Raw genomic sequence first — 19,653 nt, 5'->3', positions numbered from 1 at the left:
GCCGCCATGACCCGCATCCGCCCGCTCGTGCTCGCCGCCTGGATCGGCCTGGCCGCGGCCGCTGCCCGCGCCGGCAGCGTCGAGCTGCCGGTGCAGATCAGCGGCGCCTACCAGGTGCCGGTGCAGAGCCTGAAGGAGCGGCGTTTCGGCGCCATGGTGCGCCAGCAGTACGACTACAGCTGCGGCGCCGCCGCGCTGTCGACGCTGCTCAGCTTCCACTACGGGCGTGCCGTCCCGGAGCAGGCGGTGTTCGAGGAGATGTTCGTGCACGGCGATGCCGACAAGATCCGGCGCGAGGGCTTCTCGCTGCTGGACATGAAGCGCTATCTGGAGGCCCACGGCTACGAGGCCAACGGCTACCGCGCGACGATCGACCGCCTCGTCGGCTTCGGCGCGCCGGCGATCGCCCTGGTCAACGAGAGCGGCTACAACCACTTCGTCGTCATCAAGGGCGTGCGCGGCGAGCGCATGCTGATCGGCGACCCCTCCGGCGGCCTCAAGCTGACGACACGCGAGCGTTTCGAGGCGAGCTGGGTCAACGGCGTGCTGTTCGTCATCACCAGCCACAAGGACCGCGCTTCGTTCAACGCCGCGTCGGACTGGGGGCTGGTGGCGCAGGCGCCGATGGCCGACGGCGTCAACCGCGACGGGCTCGGCGCGCTGGTGCTCCCCAAGCTCGGCTCGTCCGACTTCTGAGCGGAGACCGGCATGCCCGCCCTGCTGTCCCCGCGCGCCCTGCTGCCCGCCGCCTTGTCCGGCCTGCTGGCCCTGGCGCAGCCGGCCTGCGCGCAGACCGTCGCCGAGCCCGCGGCGCCGGGCCTGCGCCTGGCCGACGCCGAGCTCGACCGCATCCGCGGCGGCTTCCTGACGAACGACGGGCTGGCGATCGCCTTCGGCATCGAGAGCGCGGTCTACATCAACGGCGTGCTGAAGACGACGACCACGCTGCAGCTCGCCGCCGGCGCGGCGTCCGGCCCGGTGGTGCTGCCGGGCGTGTCGCTGGTGCAGAACGGCCCCGGCAACAGCTACCTGACGAGCGGCGGCATCTCGGTGCCGGTGGGCGGCGCGGTGGTGCAGAACACGCTGGACAACCAGGCCATCCAGCACATCACGACGATCAACGCCACCGTCAACAGCGCGCAGATCATGAAGGCGCAGAGCTTCGAGGCGACGCTGCGCGGCGCGCTGGTCGACTCGCTGCGGCGCTGAGCATCAGGGCCGGCCCCAAGCCGGCGACGACCGCTTGCCGCGCCGGTCGACTCTGCGCGGCTACTTCGACGCCTGCGGTGGACACCGGGGCGCCGCAACTTGCACCGCGACCGGCCGCAAGCTGCCGTCGGGGAGGATGCGATCGACAGACACCAGACAGAAGTCCATCGAGTCCCGGTGCGCCTCGTAGTCGGCGCCCGCCTCGGGGACGAAGGTCACGATGCCCCGCGTGCAGCTCGAACCGGAAGCACCGTGGTCCGGGTCGTAATCCACGGTCACGGGCGCCCAGGCGGTGATCTCGCGTTCGACGAAATAGGCTTTGGAGCCGGCACGGCTGCGTTCGGACAGCCGGCGCGTGGTCGCGGTCTCGGGCATGCCGATGCGGGTGTCGGAAGCGACATGGAACAGGGACGCCAGCATCCCCGTCAGGGTCCCTCCGCCCTGCTCGGCCGCATCGTCCGAGCGACACGCAGCCTCGTTCGTCAGGCCCCCGGTCAGCCCGTTCTGCTGGAACAGGCGGATGCGCGCCTTGGCATCAGCTACCGGCCCGGCCGGCGCAGGGAGCGGCGGGGAAGCCGGCTCGGGCAGGCCGAAAGCGGCCGCCTGCCCGGCGGCACGGGCCAGCAGTTCGTCGATTCGCCGGCGCGCCTCTTGTTCGCCGTGAAAGGCCGCGAGCACGGGACCGCAGATCGTGCGCAGTTCGGCGACGTACTCCGGGTCGTGCACCAGCCACTCGACCATGCGGATGGACGAGAGGACGCCCACCTTGTCGACCCGATAGGCGGGCCCCGTCGTGTCGAGCGAGGCGAAGTAAAGAACGCCCCCCTCGGACAGCCAGCCCGTCTCGCAGTTGAGGAAGCGGCGTTGCGCCGCCGAAAACATGCGCTCCGTCGAGGCGCCCGGGGCCGGCTCCACCTGCGTGCGCCGCCAGTACTCGATCCAAGCGAACGGATCGTACGCAACCGCGCTCTCGCCATCACCGGCCGACGAAGCCGGCACCAGACGGGGTGCCGGCCAGCCGTACGAAACAAAGCGGCGCCAGACACGGCTGCGATCGGCGCTGGGCGGCACCGGCAGCTCGAAGGTCTCCAGGGATCGCGACAGCTGCCAGGCCTCGGCCATGTCGGCGACACGAGGACGCGGGTACGGCAGTTTGCCCTTGCCATTGCCCATCATCACCGGCCTGCGAAGCAGGTCTTGCGTGGCGGCATGCGCCGAAATGGTCGCCAGCGTCATCGACGCCAGCACGATGCAAGCGCCGACCCGATGACGGCACGTTGCACTTCCCGTTCCTCTCATCACAAGCACAGGCTCCCGTCCCTTCGTGTCCAGAAGGCGGCGACGCTAACGGCACGCGAGCAGTCGCAACATCGGCAAGCGGGAGGACGCCAGATACAGAGCAGCGGTATTCGTGAACGATGCCGACAGTCGGGGGATCGGAGCGGCGGATGCGCTGGTGCCGGGCTAGGAGCCCGTATCGGCGAAGCGCCCCACACGCGCCAGCACCCGCTGCACGAAGGCCTTGACGTCGCTCTCCTTGAGCAGCACCTCGTGCGCGCCCTCGGCCAGCAGGCGTTCGCGCGTGCCGGGTTCGAGCTCGGCCGACATGCAGATCACCGGCGGCAGGCGCACGCCGGGGCGCACCGCCTCGCGCATGAAGCGCAGCAGCTCGCCGGCCTCGCCGTCGCCGACGTAGCGGTCGCAGAGCACGAGGTCCAGCGCCGGCGCCGTCTCGCCGGCACCGGCCACCGAGGCGACGAGCGCCGCGCGCGCGGCCTGCAGCGTCTCGGCCAGCACGACGGCGACGCCGCGGTTCTCGAACGCCTGGCGCAGCAGCAGGCCGTAGACCTGCGAGTCCTCGACGACCAGCACCCGGTCGACCTGCCCGGGCTGCGCCGGCGCCGGGGCGTCGGCGGCCTCGATGTCGAAGCCCAGCGTGAAGGTCGCGCCCTGGCCGGCCTGGCTCTGCACCTCGATCGTGCCGCCAAAGGCGCGCACGAGGTCGCGGCTGAGCGCCAGCCCCAGGCCGCTGCCCGGGCGGTCGCCGCCTTCGGTGTGGAAACGCTCGAAGACACGCTCGCGCGAAGCCGGCGTCAGCCCGGCGCCGGTGTCGGCGATGGCGACGACCAGCCGGCGCCAGCGCTCGCCGCGCTCGCTGGGCTCGAGGCCCGCCGACAGCCGCACCTGGCCGGCGTCGGTGTGCTTGACCGCGTTGACCAGCAGGTTGCGCAGCACCTGCTGCAGGCGCAGCGCGTCTAGCCGCCACCAGCCGTCCAGCGGCGTGCGGCGTTCGAAACTCAGCGCCAGCCCCTTGGCCTGGGCCATCGGCCGCGTCTCCTCGGCGGCCTCGCGCAGGCAGCGCTCCAGCGACTCCGGCCGCAGTTCCAGCGCCAGCTGCCCTTCGTGCAGGCGGTGGCGGTCGAGCAGCGCGTTCAGCAGGCCCAGCGTGGCGCGCGACGAGCGCCCCAGCACGTCCAGCAGCGGCTGCTCGGCCGGGCCCGGCGAGGAGCCGCGCAGCAGTGCGACGGCGCCGCTCACCGATTGCAGCGAGTTGCGCACCTCGTGCGCGAGGAAGGCGAGGTACTGCTCGCTTTCCTGGCGCGCGCGCCGGGTGCGCTCGATCTCGCGCCGCAGCGCGCGGCTGTGCCACCACCAGGCCAGCGCCATCGCGGCCAGCACCGCGGCCGCGGCGTAGGCCGACAGACGCACGCGCGCCCAGTCGACGCGGTCCTGCTGCTCGGCCTCGGCCCACTCGCGCTCGATGCGCGGCATGTCCTCGGCGAGCACGGCGTTGAGCGCGTCGCGCAGCCGCGGCGCCAGCGTCGCGCGCGCCAGCGACACGCCCAGGTTGTGCTCGTCGTACAGGCCGGGCACGGTGCCGGTGATGTGCAGCGTGCTGCCGGCACGCGGCCCCAGGCGCGCGTAGGCGCCCTGCAGGCCGTAGAGCGAGGCCTCGGCGCGGCCTTGTTCGACCATCGCCAGGCAGTCGTCGAAGCCGGCGCATTCGACGATGTCGACGTTCGGATAGGCGGCGCGCACGTAGGGCGTGCCGAAGTAGCCGCGGATCATCGCCAGCCGCTGGCCCGACAGCTGCTGCAGGTCCCAGACCGAGAACTGGCGGCGGCTGATCAGCACCAGCGGATTGGCGCGGTAGGGGCCGACGAAGGTCATGCGCGCGCGGCGCTCGGCGATGTCGGTCAGGCCCAGCATCACGTCCAGCCGGCCGTCGGCCAGCGCCTGCAGGCCGCTGGCCAGGTCCATCGGCGAGAACGAGGCGATCGACAGGCCGGCGCGGCGCGCCACCTCGGTCATCATGCGGATGCCCAGGCCGTCGGCGACGCCGGGACGCACCTCGGCGGTGAACGGCAGGTCGCCCGGCAGGTAGCCCACGCGCAGCGGCGCCACGTCCAGCGCCGGGGCGGCCGCGGCAGCCGCCAGCGGCGCGGGCGGCAGCCACTTCTCGCGCAGCGCCTTGGTGAACGCCGGGTCCAGCGCGGCGATCGTCGCGTCGAGCTGGCGCACCAGCGCGGCGTCGCGCAGGTCGGCGGCCAGGCGCAGATGGCCTTCGGGGAAACCGTAGCTGCGCAGCACCGCCAGGCCGGCGTCGGGGCGCTCGGCGATCAGCGCCCGCAGCGTCGGCAAGGCCTCGAAGACGAAGTCGGCGTCGCCGCGCTGCACCGCGTCCAGCGCCTGCTGCACGGTGGCGTAGGCCGGGCGTGCGGCCGACGGGAAACGCTCGGCGGCGATGATCTCGGCGACGTAGCCGCGCGTGACCGCCACGCGGCGCCCCGACAGATCGGGCGTGGCCGGCACCGAGGTGATGGCCGCCGGGCCGACGAAAGCCTGCTGCACCGAGGCATAGGGCCGGGTGAAGCGCAGCGTCAGCGCCCGGTCGGGGGTCTGCGCGATCGCCGTCGCCAGCCGGATGCGGCCGTCGGCGAGCGCCTTCAGCAGCGCCGGGTACTCGACGAAACGTTCGTAGCGAAAGCGCAGGCCGGTCTGGCGCGAGATCTCGGCCAGAAGGTCGACGTCCATGCCGGCGGGCGCCGCCTGATCGGCGCGCCACTCGTGGAACGGCGGGAAACGTTCGAGCAGGCCGACGGCGACGACGTCGCCGGCCTCGACACGATCGCCGACGGCCGCGGCCTGCACCGGCCGGTGGGCCGTGCACAGCGCCAGACATGCGCACAGGGCCCAGCCGGCCCACGATCTCCACGCGACCATCCTGCCTCCCCTGCTCGCACTGTAGTGCGGATCCCGGGAGCCGGGTGCGCCATCGAGGGGGAGCCGGCGGGCCTCAGCCGAGCTGCGGTTCGCAGCGCTGGATCAGCTCGGCCAGCGGCACCTCCAGCGCCTGCGCCAGCTTGGCTGCGGTCTGCAGCGAAGGCATCGCGCTGGCGCGTTCGATCTCGCCCATGTAGGTGCGGTTGAGCTCGGCGCGTGCGGCCAGCAGCTCCTGCGACCAGCCGCGCGCCTGGCGCAGCCGGCGCACGGTGCGGCCGAAACGCTCGGCCACGCCTTCGTGCGGCAGGTGCCGCGCCTCAAATGCCAGCGCCGTCGATGCCGTCATCGTTTCCTGCCTCTCGTGTGAGCGCCTGCGTGATCCGGCTGCCCGCCGGCACGTCGCGCGTGATCCAGACATTGCCGCCGATGACCGAGCCGCGGCCGACCGTGATGCGGCCGAGGATGGTCGCGCCGGCGTAGACGACGACCTCGTCCTCGACGATGGGGTGGCGTGCGCCGCCGCGCTGCAGGCTGCCGTCGGCCTCGGTGGCGAAGCGCTTGGCGCCCAGCGTCACCGCCTGGTAAAGCCGCACCTGGCGGCCGATCTGCGCCGTCTCGCCGATGACGACGCCGGTGCCGTGGTCGATGAAGAAACCTTCGCCGATCGTCGCGCCGGGATGGATGTCGATGCCGGTCTCGGCGTGCGCGCGTTCGGACACCAGCCGCGCCAGGAGCGTCAGCCCGTGGCCGTAGAGCTCGTGCGCGATGCGGTGGTGGATCATCGCCTGCACGCCGGGATAGCACAGCAGCACCTCGTCGACGCTGCGCGCCGCCGGGTCGCCGCGGAAGGCGGCGAGCACGTCGGTGTCCAGCAGCGCCCGCAGCCGCGGCAGCGCGGCGCCGAAGGCGCGCACGATGGCCAGCGCACGCGCGTCGACGTCCTCGTCGCCGCGGCCCAGGCGCGCCTGGTAGCGCAGTTCCAGCCGGGCCTGCTGCAGCAGCAAGCCCAGCACGCGGTCCAGCGTCTGGCCGACGTAGTAGTCCTCGCTCTCCTGGCGCAGGTCCTGCGGGCCCAGGCGCAGCGGGAACAGCGCGCCGCGCAGGCCGTCGACGATCGCCGCCAGCGCCTCGCGCGACGGCAGCTCGCGGTGGCCGTGTTCCTCGGGCCGCTGCTGCGCGCTGCGCCAGCGCGTGCGTGCGGCGCGCAGCCCGGCGACGATGCCGGCCAGGTCCAGCGAAGCGTCTTCGACCGCCACCGCGCGCGTCGGCGGGGCGTGCGTCGTCACCGCGGCCGGCCGTTCGGCGACCGCGTCGTCGTGCGGGGCGGCCATGCTCAGGCCGCCTTGGCTTCGGCCGGCGGCAGGCCGCTGGCGTCGAACACGCCTTCGAACAGCACCGAGCTGAGGTAGCGCTCGCCCGAGTCGGGCAGCACGACGACGATGGTCTTGCCGGCGTGCTCGGGGCGCTGCGCCAGACGCACCGCCACCGCCGCGGCGGCGCCGCCGGAGATGCCCGAGATGATGCCCTCCTCGCGCGTCAGCCGGCGCGCGAAGTGGATCGCCTCCTCGTTCGTCACCTGCTCGACGACGTCGACGAGCGACAGGTCCAGCACCTCGGGCACGAAGCCGGCGCCGATGCCCTGGATCTTGTGCGGGCCGGGCTTCACTTCCTCGCCGGCGCGCACCTGGCTCAGCACCGGGCTGGCCGCGGGCTCGACGGCCACCGAGGTGATGGCCTTGCCCTTGGCCTTCTTGATGAAGCGCGAGACACCGGTGATCGTGCCGCCGGTGCCGACACCCGAGACAACGACGTCGACCGCGCCCTCGGTGTCCTCCCAGATCTCGGGGCCGGTCGTCGCTTCGTGGATCGCCGGGTTGGCCGGGTTGCGGAACTGCTGCAGCAGCACGTACTTCGGGTCGCTGGCGGCGATCTCCTCGGCCTTGGCGACGGCGCCCTTCATGCCCTTGGCGCCTTCGGTCAGCACCAGCTTGGCGCCGTAGGCCAGCAGCAGCTTGCGGCGCTCCAGGCTCATGGTCTCGGGCATGGTCAGCGTCAGCGGGATGCCGCGCGCCGCGGCGACGAAGGCCAGCGCGATGCCGGTGTTGCCGCTGGTCGGCTCGACCAGTTCCTTGCCCGGGCCGAGCAGGCCACGCTTCTCGGCGTCCCAGATCAGCGCCGCGCCGATGCGGCACTTGACCGAATACGCCGGGTTGCGGCCCTCGATCTTGGCCAGCACCGTGGCGCCGGCGCCGTCGGTGATGCGGTTCAGGCGCACGAGCGGCGTGCGGCCGATGGACAGCGAGTTGTCGTCGTAGATGCGGGTCATCGCGAAGTTCCTCTGACGGTCGAATGCGTTCGTTCGGCGGCGCGGTCAGTCTTGCGTCCACGGCAGCGCGCGCCGGCGCCAGCCATTGACGTGGCCACGCTGCTGCGCGGCGTCGAGTTCTCCTTCGAAGCCTTCACCGACGTTGAACACGTTCGTGAAGCCGGCGGCCGCGGCAGCTTCGGCGGCCGCCGCCGAGCGTTTGCCGCTGCGGCACAGCAGCAGCGCCACCGGGTCCTTGCCGCCGATCCGGGCTTCGAGTTCACGCACGAAACGCGGGTTGCGCGTCAGCGCGGTGCCGGTGGCCCAGGCGACGTGCAGGCTGCCCGGCACCTGGCCGACGAACTTGCGTTCCTCGGCGGTGCGCACGTCCACCAGCTGCGCCAGACCGGCCTGCACCAGCGCCCAGGCGTCCTGCGGCGGCACGACGCCGGCATAGGGCAGACCTTCGGCGCGCGCGTCCTGGCGCGCACGCTGCAGCACGGGGTGGGCGTCCACGGACGCAGGCAGTTCGGCAACGGCGTTCATCGGTTCTCCTTCGGCCGCCGGCCGCGGCCCCGCCCGGGGCGATGACGGCGATAGACGGCGGATGCCAGCGTAGGCAGCCCCGAGCCAGCGCCCAACGAATGGATACGCCGCTCGATATGCGCCGAACGAGCAAGCGCGCCATCTGCGGGCAGCGGCTTAGCTCATGCGCCGAACGCGTTTGGCGGCACGCGGCTTGCCGGCCAGACTGCTCAGCTTTTGGCCGCTCCGGCACGCCCGATGTCCCGTTCCCCCGAACTCCCCCGCGCCGCGCGCGAGAGCGCCTCGCGCCCCGCGGTGCTCGACCTGATCGGCAACACCCCGCTGGTGCGCGTCACGCGCCTGGACACCGGCTGCTGCACGCTGTTCCTGAAGCTCGAGTCGCAGAACCCCGGCGGCTCGATCAAGGACCGCATCGGCGTCGCGATGATCGAAGCCGCCGAACGCGACGGCCGGCTGCAGCCCGGCGGCACCGTCGTCGAGGCCACCGCCGGCAACACCGGCCTGGGCCTGGCGCTGGTGGCACGCGCCAAGGGCTACAAGGTGGTGCTCGTCGTGCCCGACAAGATGGCCACCGAGAAGGTGCTGCACCTGAAGGCGCTGGGCGCGACGGTGCACGTCACGCGCTCGGACGTCGGCAAGGGCCACCCCGAGTACTACCAGGACCTGGCGGCACGCATCGCCGCCGGCATCCCAGGCTCGTTCTTCGCCGACCAGTTCAACAACCCGGCCAATCCGCTGGCCCACGAAACCGCCACCGGCCCGGAGATCTGGGCCCAGACCGGGCACGACCTGGACGCCATCGTCGTCGGCGTCGGCTCCTCGGGCACGCTGACCGGGCTGTCGCGCTACTTCCGCAAGGTGCAGCCCGAGCTCGAGTTCGTGCTCGCCGACCCGGTGGGCTCGATCCTCGCCGACTACGTGAAGACCGGCCACGTCGGCCAGGCCGGCTCCTGGGCCGTCGAAGGCATCGGCGAAGACTTCGTGCCGGCGATCGCCGACTTCGGCTCGGTGAAGAGCGCCTATTCGATCCCCGACGCCGAGAGCTTCGGCGCCGCACGCGAGCTGCTGGCGCGCGAAGGCATCCCCGGCGGTTCGTCCACCGGCACGCTGCTGGCCGCGGCGCTGCGTTACTGCCGCGAGCAGACGACGCCCAAACGCGTGCTGACGCTGGTCTGCGACACCGGCACGCGTTATCTGTCCAAGGTCTACAACGACCAGTGGCTGATCGACCAGGGCCTGCTCGCGCGGCCGCGTTTCGGCGACCTGCGCGACCTGATCTCGCGCCGCTACGAAGACGGCGGCGTCGTCGCCGTCGCGCCCGAGGACACGCTGCTCGTCGCCTTCCAGCGCATGCGCCTGGCCGAGGTCTCGCAGCTGCCGGTGCTGGCCGAGGGGCGGCTGGTCGGCGTGCTCGACGAATCGGACCTGCTCGTGGCCGCCCAGACCGGGCCGCAGGCGCTGCAGCGCCCGGTGCGCGATGCGATGACCGCCGCGCCGCAGACGCTGCCCGCAAGCGCCTCGATCGCCGAGCTGCGCGCCGTGCTCGACCGCGGCCTCGTGGCCATCGTCGCCGACGAAGCCGGCTTCCACGGCCTGGTCACGCGTTTCGACCTGCTCAACCACCTGCGCCGGCAGCTGCTGGCGTCCACCGCCGCCGCATGAGCCACACCACCGCCCCCGACGCCGACCGCCCGCTCGCCTTCGCCACGCGCACGATCCACGGCGGCCAGCACCCCGACCCGTCGACCGGCGCGATCATGCAGCCGATCTACGCCACCTCGACCTACGTGCAGAGCAGCCCCGGCGTGCACCAGGGCCTGGACTACGGCCGCTCGCACAACCCGACGCGCTGGGCCTGGGAACGCGCCGTCGCCGACCTCGAAAGCGGCGCCCAGGCCTTCGCCTTCGCCAGCGGGCTGGCGGCCATCGCCACCGTGCTGGAGCTGCTGCCGGCGGGCTCGCACGTCGTCAGCGGCGACGACCTCTACGGCGGCAGCTTCCGCCTCTTCGACAAGGTGCGGCGCCAGAGCGCGGGGCTGGAGTTCAGCTACGTCGACCTCGCCGACCCCGAGGCGCTGCGCCGCGCGATCCGCCCGAACACGCGCCTGGTCTGGGCCGAGACGCCGACCAACCCGCTGCTCAAACTCGCCGACCTGCGCGCCGTGGCCGCCATCGCCCACGAACACGGCCTGCTCGCCGCCGCCGACAACACCTTCGCCAGCCCGTTCAACCAGCGGCCACTGGAGCTGGGCTTCGACCTCGTCGTGCACTCGGCGACCAAGTACCTCAACGGCCACAGCGACGTCATCGGCGGCGTCGCCGTCGTCGGCCGCGACGAGCGCCTGGCGCCGGTGCGCGAGCGTCTGGGTTTCCTGCAGAACGCCGTCGGCGCGATCGCCGGGCCTTTCGACAGCTTCCTGGCGCTGCGCGGCGTGAAGACGCTGGCGCTGCGTGTCGAGCGCCACAACGCCAACGCGCTGGCGCTGGCGCGCTGGCTGGAGGCCCAGCCGCAGGTGGCGCGTGTGCACTACCCCGGGCTGGAGTCGCACCCGCAGCACGCGCTGGCGCGGCGCCAGATGTCGGGCTTCGGCGGCATGATCTCGCTGGACCTGGCGACCGACCTCGCCGGCGCGCGGCGTTTCCTCGAGGCGGTACGCATCTTCGCGCTCGCCGAGAGCCTGGGCGGCGTCGAGAGCCTGATCGAGCACCCGGCGATCATGACCCACGCGACGATCCCGGCCGAGACGCGCGCCGCGCTCGGCATCGGCGACAGCCTGGTGCGGCTGTCGGTCGGCATCGAGGACGTCGAAGACCTGCGCGCCGACCTGGCGCGCGCGCTGGCGGCGATCTAAAGGTCGAACTCGGCGGGGCGAAAAGAGACCCCGCTGCCGCGCGGGCAGCGGGGTCAAGTCACCGGGGTTTCCCCACGGAGCCCACGATTGAGACGACGAGACAGCCGATACGGATCGGCACCTGAACCTTAGCCGCGCCTGCCCGGCCGGCCAACGAAGAAGGGCGCATGTCGGCAGGCGCCGGGCGCATGGCGGGGCACTGGCGACAGCTCGGGCGGCCGGGCGGATACTCGTGGCCATCTCCGTCAGAACGTGACCCGATGAAGATCCAAGCCCCCTACAGCATGCCGCCCCAAACGCAGCCGACGGGCGGCACCGCCACGAATGCCGGCGGCGCGTCCTCGTTCGCTTCGATGCTGGCCGCGGCCACCAACACGACGGCCGCTGCGCCGGCGGCCGCACCGGCCGCGGGTGAAGACGACCGCCCCGACTTCACCAGCATGACGCGGCAGCAGCTGTTCGACTGGATGAACCAGCAGATCCGCAGCGGCAAGATGTCGCTCGACGAGAGCACGCCCTTCCTCGGCATGACGATGAAGATCTCGGCCGCCACCGGCGAGCCGGTGGACATGGCCAGCGACGGCGAGCGCATCGACTTCGTCGCCAAGGCACGCGGGGGCATCGACGGTGCGCTCGAGCGGCGCGACTACGCGCTGCTCGCACGCCTGCAGGCCGCGGTCGAGCGCATGGTGAACACCCAGGGCACCGCGCGCACGGCGGCCGAAAGCCGCCTCGGCACCTGAGGAGCATGGTGATGTCACAGCAGAAAGTGGCCCTCGTGATTGCCGGCGGCAGCGGCATGGGCGCGGCCGCGGCGCGCCGGCTGGCACACGACGGCTTCCAGGTCGGCGTGCTGTCCTCGTCGGGCAAGGGCGAGGCACTGGCGGCGGAACTGGGCGGAATCGGCGTCACCGGGTCCAACCAGTCGAACGAGGACCTGCAGCGCCTGGTCGATCTGGCGATCGCACGCTGGGGACACATCGACGTGCTGGTCAACGGCGCCGGCCACGGGCCTCGGGCACCGGTGCTCGAGCTGAGCGACGCGCAGTGGCACACCGGGCTGGACGTCTACCTGCTCAACGTGATCCGTGCGACCCGTCTGGTGACGCCGCACATGCTCAGGCAAGGCGGCGGATCGATCGTCAACATCTCCAGCGCCTGGGCGTTCGAACCGAGCCCGATGTTCCCGACCTCGGCCGTCTTCCGCGCCGGGCTGGCCGCCTTCACCAAGCTCTTCGCCGACGAGCATGCCGCGCACAAGGTGCGCATGAACAACGTGCTGCCCGGCTGGATCGACAGCCTGCCCGAGCAGGAGGCGCGCCGCGACAGCGTGCCGATGCAGCGCTACGGCAGCAGCGAGGAAGTCGCCGCGACGATCGCCTTCCTCGCATCTGACGACGCCGCCTACATCACCGGCCAGAATCTTCGTGTCGACGGCGGTCTGATGCGCTCGATCTGACGGCTTACGCCGTCATTCCCACCCAGCCCATCAGCAGCCGCAAGCCCAGCGCCACCGCGCCCAGCGCGGCGATGCTGGCCGCCCAGATCAGCAGCAGCCAGCCCAGCCGGCGCAGCCAGAGATGGCGCGCGCGCAGGGACTCGGCCATCAGTGGTAGCCCTCGCCGATCTTCACCTTGCCGCGGAACACGTAGTAGGACCAGGCGGTGTAGCCGAGGATGAACGGGATGATCGCCAGCGCGCCGACCAGCGCGAAGCCCAGGCTCTGCGGCGGCGCCGCGGCCTGCCAGATCGAGATGCCCGGCGGGATGACGTTGGGCCACAGGCTGATCAAGAGCCCGCTGTAGCCCAGGAACAGCAGCGCCAGCGACAGCAGGAAAGGCAGCGCCGAGTGGCTGCGCGGCAGCGCACGCAGCAGCCGCCAGGCGACCAGCGCCACCAGCAGCGGCACCGGCAGGAAGAACAGCAGGTTGGGCAGCGAGAACCAGCGCTCGGCGATGCCCGGGTGCGCCAGCGGCGTCCACAGGCTGACGGCGGCCAGCGCGGCCAGCACGGCCCAGGTCACCGGCCGGCCCAGCTCGCGCATGCGCTGCAGCAGCGCGCCTTCGGTCTTCATCACCAGCCAGCCGATGCCCAGCAGCGCGTAGGCCAGCACCAGCGCCGCGCCGGTGAACAGGCTGAACGGCGTCAGCCAGTCGAAGACGCCGCCGGCGTAGCCGCCGTCCTTCACCTCGAAGCCACCGATGAAGGCGCCCAGCGCCACGCCCTGCGAGAAGGTCGCGACGTAGGAGCCCCAGGCGAAGGCGTGGTCCCAGAAGGGCTTGTGCGCGTCGTCGGCCTTGAAGCGGAACTCGAAGGCCACGCCGCGCCAGATCAGTCCGGCCAGCATCGCCATCAAGGGCAGGTACAGCGCGCTCAGCACCACCGCGTAGGCCAGCGGGAAGGCCGCCATCAGCCCGGCGCCGCCGAGCACCAGCCAGGTCTCGTTGCCGTCCCAGACCGGGGCGACGCTGTTGACCATCACGTCGCGTTCCTCGCGGTCCCGCACGAACGGGAAGAGGATGCCGATGCCCAGGTCGAACCCGTCCATCACGACGTACATCATCAGCCCGAAGCCGATGACCAGGAACCACAGCAGCGGCAGGTCGATGTCCATGGCGCGCTCCTCAGGTCGGGTCGACGTGGTCGGGGCCGGCCGACAAAGGCCGCGCCGGCCGCGGCGCCTGGCCCGGGTCCTGCGGCGGGTTCTCGTCCTCGCCGGGCTGCGGCCCCTTGGCGACGAGCTTGAGCATGTAGCTGAGGCCGATGCCGAAGACGGCGAAGTACATGACGACGAACACCGCCAGCGTCGTGCCCATCACCTGCGCCGAGTGGTGCGACACCGCGTCGGCGGTGCGCATCACGCCGTAGACCACCCAGGGCTGGCGGCCGATCTCGGTGGTGAACCAGCCGGCGAGGATGGCGAGCACGCCCGCCGGGCCCATCCAGGTCGCGAAACGCAGGAAGGCGCCGCCTTCGTAGAGCCGGCCGCGCCAGCGCCGCCAGGCGGCCCAGGCGCCCAGCAGCAGCATCAGCAGGCCCAGACCGACCATCACGCGGAAGGACCAGAAGACGATGGTCGCGTTGGGCCGGTCCTCGGGCGCGAACTCGGCCAGGCCGGGGTACTGGCCGTCCAGGCTGTGGGTCAGGATCAGGCTGCCCAGGCGGGGGATCTCGACGCGGTAGAGCGTTTCCTCGGCCTGCATGTCGGGCCAGCCGAAGAGCACCAGCGGCACGCCTTCGCCAGGCGGGCCGTTGCGCCAGTGGCCTTCCATCGCCGCCACCTTGGCCGGCTGGTGCTCCAGCGTGTTCAGGCCGTGCAGGTCGCCGACGGCGACCTGCAGCGGGGCGACGAACATCAGCATGCCCATCGCCATCGAGAACATCGTGCGCACACGCGGGTTGTCGTGGCCGCGGCGCAGCTGCCAGGCCGCCGACGCGCCGACGAACAGCGCCGTCGCCAGAAAGGCCGCCACCGTCATGTGCGCCAGCCGGTACGGGAACGAGGGGTTGAAGATCACCGCCAGCCAGTCCACCGGCACGACGACGCCGTCGACGATCTCGTGGCCCTGCGGCGTCTGCATCCAGCTGTTGGAGGCCAGGATCCAGGTCGCCGAGATCAGCGTGCCCAGTGCGACCATGATCGTCGACACGAAGTGCAGCCCGGGGCCGACGCGCTTCCAGCCGAAGAGCATGACGCCGAGGAAACCGGCTTCGAGGAAGAAGGCGGTGAGCACCTCGTAGGCCAGCAGCGGCCCGGTGACCGAACCGGCGAAGGCCGAGAAGTAGCTCCAGTTGGTGCCGAACTGGTAGGCCATCACCAGCCCCGACACGACGCCCATCGCGAAGTTGACGGCGAAGATCTTCGACCAGAAGTGGTACAGGTCGCGGTAGACCACGTCCTTCTTCCACAGCCACAGGCCTTCCAGCACGGCCAGATAGCTGGCCAGGCCGATGGTGATGGCCGGGAAGACGATGTGGAAGGAGACGGTGAAGCCGAACTGGATGCGGGCCAGTTCGAGGGCGGTGAGTCCGAACATGAGCGGGTGGCGGCGGCGAGGCGGCCAGTGTGGCGCCGGTGACCGGAACAGGCTGCGGGGGGGCCGGGAGAACCCTCGTTTCGGCAGGGTCAGGCCGGGCCGGCGGGCACTTCGCCGCCGCGGCGCCGCGCGCCTTACAGTCGCCGGCATGCAGATGTTCCCGCCCCCGCCCGCGGCCCGCGCCGTCCCCATCGCACGCCTGGTGTGTGGCATCGCGGCGGCCACCGGCCTCGCAGGTGCCGTGGCACAGACACCGCCGGCCGCCGAAGCGCCGCTGCTGCGCTGCGAACTGCGCTACGTCAGCACGACGATGCAGGTCGAGGCCCGCCCGGTCGCCGACCCGTACACCGTCGCGGCGCAGGACGTCGGCACGCGCTTTCGCTTCAAGGCCGTGGTGCTGGGCACGCCCGAACGCGTCGACTCGGTCTCGCTCTACACCTACGACATGGCGGTGGACAACGCGCCGGTGCTGATCCACGAGGTGGTCTTGCGGCCGCCCTTCCCGGCCGGCACGGCGATCCCCGCCCTCACCGGCTGGAACCACGTCTATTCCTCGCGCCTGGGCCGCGAACTGGTCTACGGCTGCGCGCTGGGCACTGAGGCCGCACGATGAACCGCCGCGACTTCAACGCCGCGCTGCTGGCCGGCGCCTGGGCCGGGGCCGTGCGCGCCGAGCCGCAGCCGACGGTCAGCCTGGTCTTCGTCGGCGACGTGATGCTCGCCGACGGTCCCGGGCGCGTGCTGCGCCGCGGCGGCAACCCGTTCGCGCCGACGGCCCGGCTGCTGGCCGGCGCCGACCTGCGCATCGCCAACCTCGAATGCGTGGTCGCGCGCGGCGGCAAAGCCGACGACAAACCCTGGACCTTCCGCGCCGACCCGCGCGTGCTGGCGCTGCTGCGCCGCCAGGTCGACGTGGTCTCGCTGGCCAACAACCACTCGGGCGACTTCGGCCGCGAGGCCTTCGCCGAGATGCTGGGCGCGCTGCGCGCCAACGGCCTGCCGTACTTCGGCGGCGGCCACGACCTCGCCGAGGCGCACCGGCCGCTGGTCGTCGAACGCCGCGGGCTGCGCATCGCGCTGCTGGGCTACGACGAGTACTTCCCGCGTTATTTCGAAGCCGGCCACGATCACCCGGGTGTGGCCTGGAGCGAAGACGAGCAGGTCGTGCTCGACATCCGCCGCGCGCGGGCGATGGCCGACCTGGTGATCCCGTTCATGCACTGGGGCGAGGAAGGCCGGCCGACGGCCAACGACCGCCAGCGCGCGCTGGCCCGGCTGATGATCGACGCCGGCGCCGACGCCGTCGTCGGCACCCACCCGCACATCGTGCAGGACGTCGAGTTCCACCGCGGCCGGCCCATCGTCTACAGCCTGGGCAACTTCGTCTTCGACGGCTTCGACAAGCTCGAGAACAACACCGGCTGGGTGCTGCGCATGGAAATCGGCCGCGACGGCGTGCGCTCGCTGCGGCGCGCCGTGGTGCGCATGGATCGCGAGGGCACGCCGCATCCGGCGGGGGACGAGGCGGACTTGATGCCGCCGCCCAGCCGCTGAACGCAGCTCAGCGACCGCCCAGCCCGAGCTCGGCCTGCAGCGCTTCGCCGACGTCGCAATAGCGGCGCTCGCTGCGCCGCGTCTCCACGCGTTCGAAGTAGTGCGGCGGCCAGCCGGCGTACTGCTCGGTGTTGTGCTGCAGCGCATAGAAGCGGAAGCTGACCTGCCCCGGCGTCACGAAGTCAGGCCCCGGGTCGCGCTCGGCGACGACGACACGCAACCCGGAAGCGCCTTCCGCGATCACGCGGAAGTCGTGCAGCAGGCAGTCGGCGCCGCCGCTGGCGTGCAGCTCCAGCGCTTCCTTCAGCCCGTCGTAGAAGGGCATCACATGCCACGCCGCATCACCTTCGCCGCCTTTCGTGTCTTCGACGTAGAAGGTCAGCACGTCGAAGCCGTGGGCGTTGAAGTTGTCGCGCCGCGCCAGGAAGGCGATGGCCGGTCCCGGCGCGCCTGGCCAGGCGATGGTGTTGGCGCCGTAGTGCAGCGGCAGCACCGCGCCGGGCGCGGCGGTGGCCACGGTGCAGGCGGCAGCCAGCACGATGGCCGCAATGCGGGCGGGGGACAGGGTCATCGCAGCGGCTCCTTCCGGCATCGCGACGCGCCAGTATGGAGCGCACCGACAATCGCCGAATGCCCCACACGCTGGCCGGCCCGGCGCACGCCGAACTGGTGATCAGGAAGAGCCGCTTCATCTGCTGCGTGCAGCCGGTCGAGGACCGCGCGCAGGCGCAGGCCCTCGTCGCCGCGCTGCGCGCCGAACACCCGCAGGCCGCTCACGTCTGCTGGGCGCTGCTGGCCGGCGGCCAGAGTGCGGCGGTCGACGACGGCGAGCCCGGCGGCACCGCCGGCCTGCCGATGCTCGCGGTGCTGCGCCACCAGGACCTGGACGCCGTGCTGGCCACCGTCGTGCGCTACTGGGGCGGCACCAAGCTCGGCGCCGGCGGCCTGGTGCGCGCCTACACCGACGCGGTGGCGACGGCGCTGCAAGGCGCCGTCAAGCTGCCGCGCCGCCGGCTGGCGCACCTGCGCTGCCGCCTGCCCTACGCGCTCGAAGGCTGGCTGCGCCGCCAGCTCGCCCAGGCCGGCGCGACGCTGGACGAGGTGGAGCACGGCGACGAGGTGCAGCTCGGTTTCAGCCTGCCGGAAGACGAGGCGCCGGCGCTGAAGGCGGCGCTGGAGGACGGCGGGCGCGGGCAGTTGGTCTGGGATCCGACGGACTGAGCGCAGCGACGCGCCCGCTGCGGAAACCCCTGGCGCACCGGATCAGGCACTGCCCCGCGACGGCACGATCTTCCATCGCGTGCCCGCGAACGAAGGCTGCTGGCGCTCGTCGTCCCAGCGCGTGACCTTCCAGAACTCGGTCGGCATCTCGAGCGGGAAGAACAAGGGGCGTTCGTGGTCGTCGCACATCCACGGCGACCAGCGCGTGCCCTCTTTCGGCACCAGACCGACCGGTGGCCGCGGCGAGGTCAACACGAAGAACAGGCGCAGCGGCGACGGCATCAGGCCCGCCGCTTGAAGACCTTCGAGCCGCTTGACCTTGCCCTGGAACTGCTCGTTCGACCAGGCCGTGTCCCCCTTGGCCTCGATCAGCACCAGGGTGCGGTCGAAAGCCACGACGAGGTCCATGTCCTCCTGATTGCCGCACACCAGACGGTGGTCGTTCGGGTGCGACGCAAAGGCCGCGTCGCCTCGCGCGAGCATCGTCAGCGCACCCACCAACCAGTCGAGGTGGTAGTCCATTGCCCACCACGCGGTGGCGGGCACCTCAACGCCGACGGCCTGCTGCAGCCGGCGACGAAAAGCCTCGTCCAGCGTTTCGCTGGCGGGCCCGAGCGCGTTGCGGATCAACCAGAAACGTTCCTTGCGGTTGAAGCTCTTCAGTGCCTCGACCAGATCCATCGTCTCTCCCATCGGTATCCGATTCGAATCGCCGCAGGCTACGCTCGGACCCCGGGCCCGAGCGCGCGAGTCGACGACGGCATGAGCAAGAAAGATGAAGGCCGGTAGCCGGCCCCAAGGCATGGCTTCAGCTTGGATGCGGCCGACTGATCAGTCAGCCGATCAGCCCCAGCTTCACCCGCCCCGCCACACGCGCCAGCGCCGCCTCGCGCGCCTCGATCACCGCCTGGCTCTCGGTCAGGTAGGCCGCCAGCAGCAGCGGCGCGCGGCCCGGCGCCCAAACGACGGCGACGTCGTTGGTCGTGCCTTGGGCACCGGTGCCGGTCTTGTCGCCGATGCGCCAGTCGGCCGGGAAGCCGGCGCGCAAGCGCTTGGCTCCGGTGGTCGAGGCCACCATCCACTGCAGCAGCAGGTCGCCGCCGCGGCGCGACAGGCCGCCGCCGAACAGCGCCTGGCGCAGCGCCAGCACCATCGCCTGCGGCGTCGTCGTGTCGCGTTCGTCGCCGGGACGGGCTTCGTTGAGATCGGGTTCGCGGCGGTCCAGCCGCGTCGTGCGGTCGCCCAGCGTGCGCACCCAGGCCGTCAGGCCGGCGGGGCCGCCCAGCGTGTCGAGCAGCAGGTTGGCCGCGGTGTTGTCGCTCAGCGTCACCGCGGCCTCGCAGAGTTCGGCGACCGTCATGCCGGCGCCGCCGGCGCGGCGCGAGGTGGCCGGGGCGTACTCCAGCAAGGCCTCGCGGCCGAAGACGATGCGGCGCTCCAGCCGCTCCTGGCCGCGGTCCACGCGGGCCAGCACCGCGGCGGCCAGCAGCCACTTGAAGCTGCTGCACATCGGGAAGCGTTCGTCCTGGCGGTGGCCGAGGCTGCGGCCGGTCTCCAGGTCGTAGGCCCAGACGCCCAGGCGCCCGGCGACCGACCGTTCGATGGCCCCGAAGGCGTCGGCGTCGCCGGCTTCGAGCGCGACAGCCGGGCGGCCGGCGGCGGCCAGCGCGAGCGCGGCCCAGGCATGGAACGAGCGTCGGTTCAT

21 protein-coding genes are annotated in these 19,653 nt (G+C 72.0%); 9 read left to right on the top strand and 12 right to left on the bottom strand.

Annotated features, from left to right (window positions below; all coding sequences use genetic code 11):
• Positions 1–6: 6 nt before the first annotated feature.
• On the top strand, positions 7–696 hold the full coding sequence (locus tag RGE_RS09830) for a C39 family peptidase (RefSeq protein ID WP_014428220.1): 690 nt from the start codon (positions 7–9) through the stop codon (positions 694–696).
• Positions 697–708: 12 nt separating this feature from the next.
• A complete protein-coding gene (locus RGE_RS23155; RefSeq protein ID WP_014428219.1) occupies positions 709–1,209 on the top strand; it encodes a hypothetical protein in 501 nt (166 codons plus the stop codon).
• 60 nt (positions 1,210–1,269) lie between these two features.
• Here the strand turns inward: RGE_RS23155 and RGE_RS09820 are convergent, their stop codons facing one another.
• The 6 genes from RGE_RS09820 to RGE_RS09795 all read right to left on the bottom strand — a co-directional run bounded on the left by RGE_RS09820 (position 1,270) and on the right by RGE_RS09795 (position 8,284).
• Positions 1,270–2,445: a hypothetical protein gene (locus RGE_RS09820; RefSeq protein WP_157781803.1), complete on the bottom strand. Its 1,176-nt coding sequence runs from the start codon at positions 2,443–2,445 to the stop codon at positions 1,270–1,272.
• A 228-nt stretch (positions 2,446–2,673) separates the two neighbouring features.
• A complete protein-coding gene (locus RGE_RS09815) occupies positions 2,674–5,433 on the bottom strand; it encodes a transporter substrate-binding domain-containing protein (RefSeq protein WP_148280156.1) in 2,760 nt (919 codons plus the stop codon).
• Positions 5,434–5,506: 73 nt separating this feature from the next.
• On the bottom strand, positions 5,507–5,779 hold the full coding sequence (locus RGE_RS09810; protein WP_014428216.1) for a helix-turn-helix domain-containing protein: 273 nt from the start codon (positions 5,777–5,779) through the stop codon (positions 5,507–5,509).
• Complete coding sequence (gene epsC / locus RGE_RS09805) at positions 5,751–6,764, bottom strand: serine O-acetyltransferase EpsC (RefSeq protein ID WP_014428215.1); 1,014 nt, start codon at positions 6,762–6,764, stop codon at positions 5,751–5,753. Before epsC ends, RGE_RS09810 begins: the two co-directional genes overlap by 29 nt.
• Before the next feature lie 2 nt (positions 6,765–6,766).
• A complete protein-coding gene (gene cysK, locus RGE_RS09800; RefSeq protein ID WP_014428214.1) occupies positions 6,767–7,759 on the bottom strand; it encodes a cysteine synthase A in 993 nt (330 codons plus the stop codon).
• Positions 7,760–7,804: 45 nt separating this feature from the next.
• A complete protein-coding gene (locus RGE_RS09795) occupies positions 7,805–8,284 on the bottom strand; it encodes a rhodanese-like domain-containing protein (RefSeq protein WP_014428213.1) in 480 nt (159 codons plus the stop codon).
• Positions 8,285–8,521: 237 nt separating this feature from the next.
• Between RGE_RS09795 and RGE_RS09790 the strand changes: the two genes are divergently transcribed.
• The 4 genes from RGE_RS09790 (at position 8,522) to RGE_RS09775 (ending at position 12,595) form a co-directional block, all read left to right on the top strand.
• On the top strand, positions 8,522–9,946 hold the full coding sequence (locus RGE_RS09790) for a pyridoxal-phosphate dependent enzyme (protein WP_014428212.1): 1,425 nt from the start codon (positions 8,522–8,524) through the stop codon (positions 9,944–9,946).
• On the top strand, positions 9,943–11,136 hold the full coding sequence (locus RGE_RS09785; protein ID WP_014428211.1) for a trans-sulfuration enzyme family protein: 1,194 nt from the start codon (positions 9,943–9,945) through the stop codon (positions 11,134–11,136). The genes RGE_RS09790 and RGE_RS09785 overlap by 4 nt, the downstream gene beginning before the upstream one ends.
• A gap of 260 nt (positions 11,137–11,396) precedes the next feature.
• Positions 11,397–11,879, top strand: a complete 483-nt coding sequence (locus RGE_RS09780) for a hypothetical protein (protein ID WP_231384661.1) — start codon at positions 11,397–11,399, stop codon at positions 11,877–11,879.
• Between the two features lie 11 nt (positions 11,880–11,890).
• Complete coding sequence (locus RGE_RS09775; protein ID WP_014428209.1) at positions 11,891–12,595, top strand: SDR family oxidoreductase; 705 nt, start codon at positions 11,891–11,893, stop codon at positions 12,593–12,595.
• Positions 12,596–12,599: 4 nt separating this feature from the next.
• On the opposite strand, the gene RGE_RS23640 is transcribed toward RGE_RS09775, so the two are convergent.
• The 3 genes from RGE_RS23640 to RGE_RS09765 are packed head-to-tail and all read right to left on the bottom strand — an operon-like array spanning position 12,600 to position 15,173.
• Entirely contained in the window at positions 12,600–12,743 is a 144-nt protein-coding gene (locus tag RGE_RS23640; RefSeq protein ID WP_014428208.1) for a DUF2474 family protein, read from the bottom strand.
• Positions 12,743–13,750 (bottom strand): cytochrome d ubiquinol oxidase subunit II, encoded by a 1,008-nt coding sequence (gene cydB, locus RGE_RS09770; RefSeq protein WP_014428207.1) that lies wholly within the window; start codon positions 13,748–13,750, stop codon positions 12,743–12,745. Before cydB ends, RGE_RS23640 begins: the two co-directional genes overlap by 1 nt.
• A gap of 10 nt (positions 13,751–13,760) precedes the next feature.
• The gene (locus RGE_RS09765; protein WP_014428206.1) at positions 13,761–15,173 is read right to left on the bottom strand and encodes a cytochrome ubiquinol oxidase subunit I; all 1,413 of its coding nucleotides are present in this window, start codon (positions 15,171–15,173) and stop codon (positions 13,761–13,763) included.
• Between the two features lie 241 nt (positions 15,174–15,414).
• Between RGE_RS09765 and RGE_RS09760 the strand changes: the two genes are divergently transcribed.
• Positions 15,415–15,786, top strand: coding sequence for a hypothetical protein (locus RGE_RS09760; protein WP_014428205.1), 372 nt, complete (start codon positions 15,415–15,417; stop codon positions 15,784–15,786).
• Positions 15,783–16,727, top strand: a complete 945-nt coding sequence (locus RGE_RS09755; protein WP_014428204.1) for a CapA family protein — start codon at positions 15,783–15,785, stop codon at positions 16,725–16,727. The genes RGE_RS09760 and RGE_RS09755 overlap by 4 nt, the downstream gene beginning before the upstream one ends.
• Positions 16,728–16,734: 7 nt before the next feature.
• On the opposite strand, the gene RGE_RS09750 is transcribed toward RGE_RS09755, so the two are convergent.
• Positions 16,735–17,298 (bottom strand): hypothetical protein, encoded by a 564-nt coding sequence (locus RGE_RS09750; RefSeq protein WP_014428203.1) that lies wholly within the window; start codon positions 17,296–17,298, stop codon positions 16,735–16,737.
• Positions 17,299–17,357: 59 nt separating this feature from the next.
• Between RGE_RS09750 and RGE_RS09745 the strand changes: the two genes are divergently transcribed.
• Complete coding sequence (locus tag RGE_RS09745; protein ID WP_014428202.1) at positions 17,358–17,948, top strand: IMPACT family protein; 591 nt, start codon at positions 17,358–17,360, stop codon at positions 17,946–17,948.
• Positions 17,949–17,990: 42 nt separating this feature from the next.
• Here RGE_RS09745 and RGE_RS09740 read toward each other — a convergent pair whose 3' ends face one another.
• Together RGE_RS09740 and bla are read right to left on the bottom strand one after the other, a co-directional pair.
• Positions 17,991–18,629, bottom strand: coding sequence for a hypothetical protein (locus tag RGE_RS09740; RefSeq protein ID WP_014428201.1), 639 nt, complete (start codon positions 18,627–18,629; stop codon positions 17,991–17,993).
• A 154-nt stretch (positions 18,630–18,783) separates the two neighbouring features.
• Positions 18,784–19,653 carry a class A beta-lactamase gene (gene bla / locus RGE_RS09735; protein ID WP_014428200.1) on the bottom strand — a complete coding sequence of 290 codons (870 nt, stop codon included), beginning with the start codon at positions 19,651–19,653 and terminating at the stop codon, positions 18,784–18,786.

It is taken from the genome of Rubrivivax gelatinosus IL144 (genome assembly GCF_000284255.1).
GTDB classification, from domain to species: domain Bacteria; phylum Pseudomonadota; class Gammaproteobacteria; order Burkholderiales; family Burkholderiaceae_C; genus Rubrivivax; species Rubrivivax gelatinosus_A.
The sequence above is the reverse complement of the archived record's forward strand: the minus strand, read 5'-3'. Positions and strand labels throughout refer to the sequence as shown.

What these genes read in the sequence shown, in the direction of transcription:
- RGE_RS09830 (WP_014428220.1), top strand. Translation starts at nt 7, where the DNA reads ATGACCCGCATCCGCCCGCTCGTGCTCGCCGCCTGGATCGGCCTGGCC.
- RGE_RS23155 (WP_014428219.1), top strand. Translation starts at nt 709, where the DNA reads ATGCCCGCCCTGCTGTCCCCGCGCGCCCTGCTGCCCGCCGCCTTGTCC.
- RGE_RS09820 (WP_157781803.1), bottom strand. Translation starts at nt 2,445, where the DNA reads ATGACGCTGGCGACCATTTCGGCGCATGCCGCCACGCAAGACCTGCTT.
- RGE_RS09815 (WP_148280156.1), bottom strand. Translation starts at nt 5,433, where the DNA reads ATGGTCGCGTGGAGATCGTGGGCCGGCTGGGCCCTGTGCGCATGTCTG.
- RGE_RS09810 (WP_014428216.1), bottom strand. Translation starts at nt 5,779, where the DNA reads ATGACGGCATCGACGGCGCTGGCATTTGAGGCGCGGCACCTGCCGCAC.
- epsC (WP_014428215.1), bottom strand. Translation starts at nt 6,764, where the DNA reads ATGGCCGCCCCGCACGACGACGCGGTCGCCGAACGGCCGGCCGCGGTG.
- cysK (WP_014428214.1), bottom strand. Translation starts at nt 7,759, where the DNA reads ATGACCCGCATCTACGACGACAACTCGCTGTCCATCGGCCGCACGCCG.
- RGE_RS09795 (WP_014428213.1), bottom strand. Translation starts at nt 8,284, where the DNA reads ATGAACGCCGTTGCCGAACTGCCTGCGTCCGTGGACGCCCACCCCGTG.
- RGE_RS09790 (WP_014428212.1), top strand. Translation starts at nt 8,522, where the DNA reads ATGTCCCGTTCCCCCGAACTCCCCCGCGCCGCGCGCGAGAGCGCCTCG.
- RGE_RS09785 (WP_014428211.1), top strand. Translation starts at nt 9,943, where the DNA reads ATGAGCCACACCACCGCCCCCGACGCCGACCGCCCGCTCGCCTTCGCC.
- RGE_RS09780 (WP_231384661.1), top strand. Translation starts at nt 11,397, where the DNA reads ATGAAGATCCAAGCCCCCTACAGCATGCCGCCCCAAACGCAGCCGACG.
- RGE_RS09775 (WP_014428209.1), top strand. Translation starts at nt 11,891, where the DNA reads ATGTCACAGCAGAAAGTGGCCCTCGTGATTGCCGGCGGCAGCGGCATG.
- RGE_RS23640 (WP_014428208.1), bottom strand. Translation starts at nt 12,743, where the DNA reads ATGGCCGAGTCCCTGCGCGCGCGCCATCTCTGGCTGCGCCGGCTGGGC.
- cydB (WP_014428207.1), bottom strand. Translation starts at nt 13,750, where the DNA reads ATGGACATCGACCTGCCGCTGCTGTGGTTCCTGGTCATCGGCTTCGGG.
- RGE_RS09765 (WP_014428206.1), bottom strand. Translation starts at nt 15,173, where the DNA reads ATGTTCGGACTCACCGCCCTCGAACTGGCCCGCATCCAGTTCGGCTTC.
- RGE_RS09755 (WP_014428204.1), top strand. Translation starts at nt 15,783, where the DNA reads ATGAACCGCCGCGACTTCAACGCCGCGCTGCTGGCCGGCGCCTGGGCC.
- RGE_RS09750 (WP_014428203.1), bottom strand. Translation starts at nt 17,298, where the DNA reads ATGACCCTGTCCCCCGCCCGCATTGCGGCCATCGTGCTGGCTGCCGCC.
- RGE_RS09745 (WP_014428202.1), top strand. Translation starts at nt 17,358, where the DNA reads ATGCCCCACACGCTGGCCGGCCCGGCGCACGCCGAACTGGTGATCAGG.
- RGE_RS09740 (WP_014428201.1), bottom strand. Translation starts at nt 18,629, where the DNA reads ATGGATCTGGTCGAGGCACTGAAGAGCTTCAACCGCAAGGAACGTTTC.
- bla (WP_014428200.1), bottom strand. Translation starts at nt 19,653, where the DNA reads ATGAACCGACGCTCGTTCCATGCCTGGGCCGCGCTCGCGCTGGCCGCC.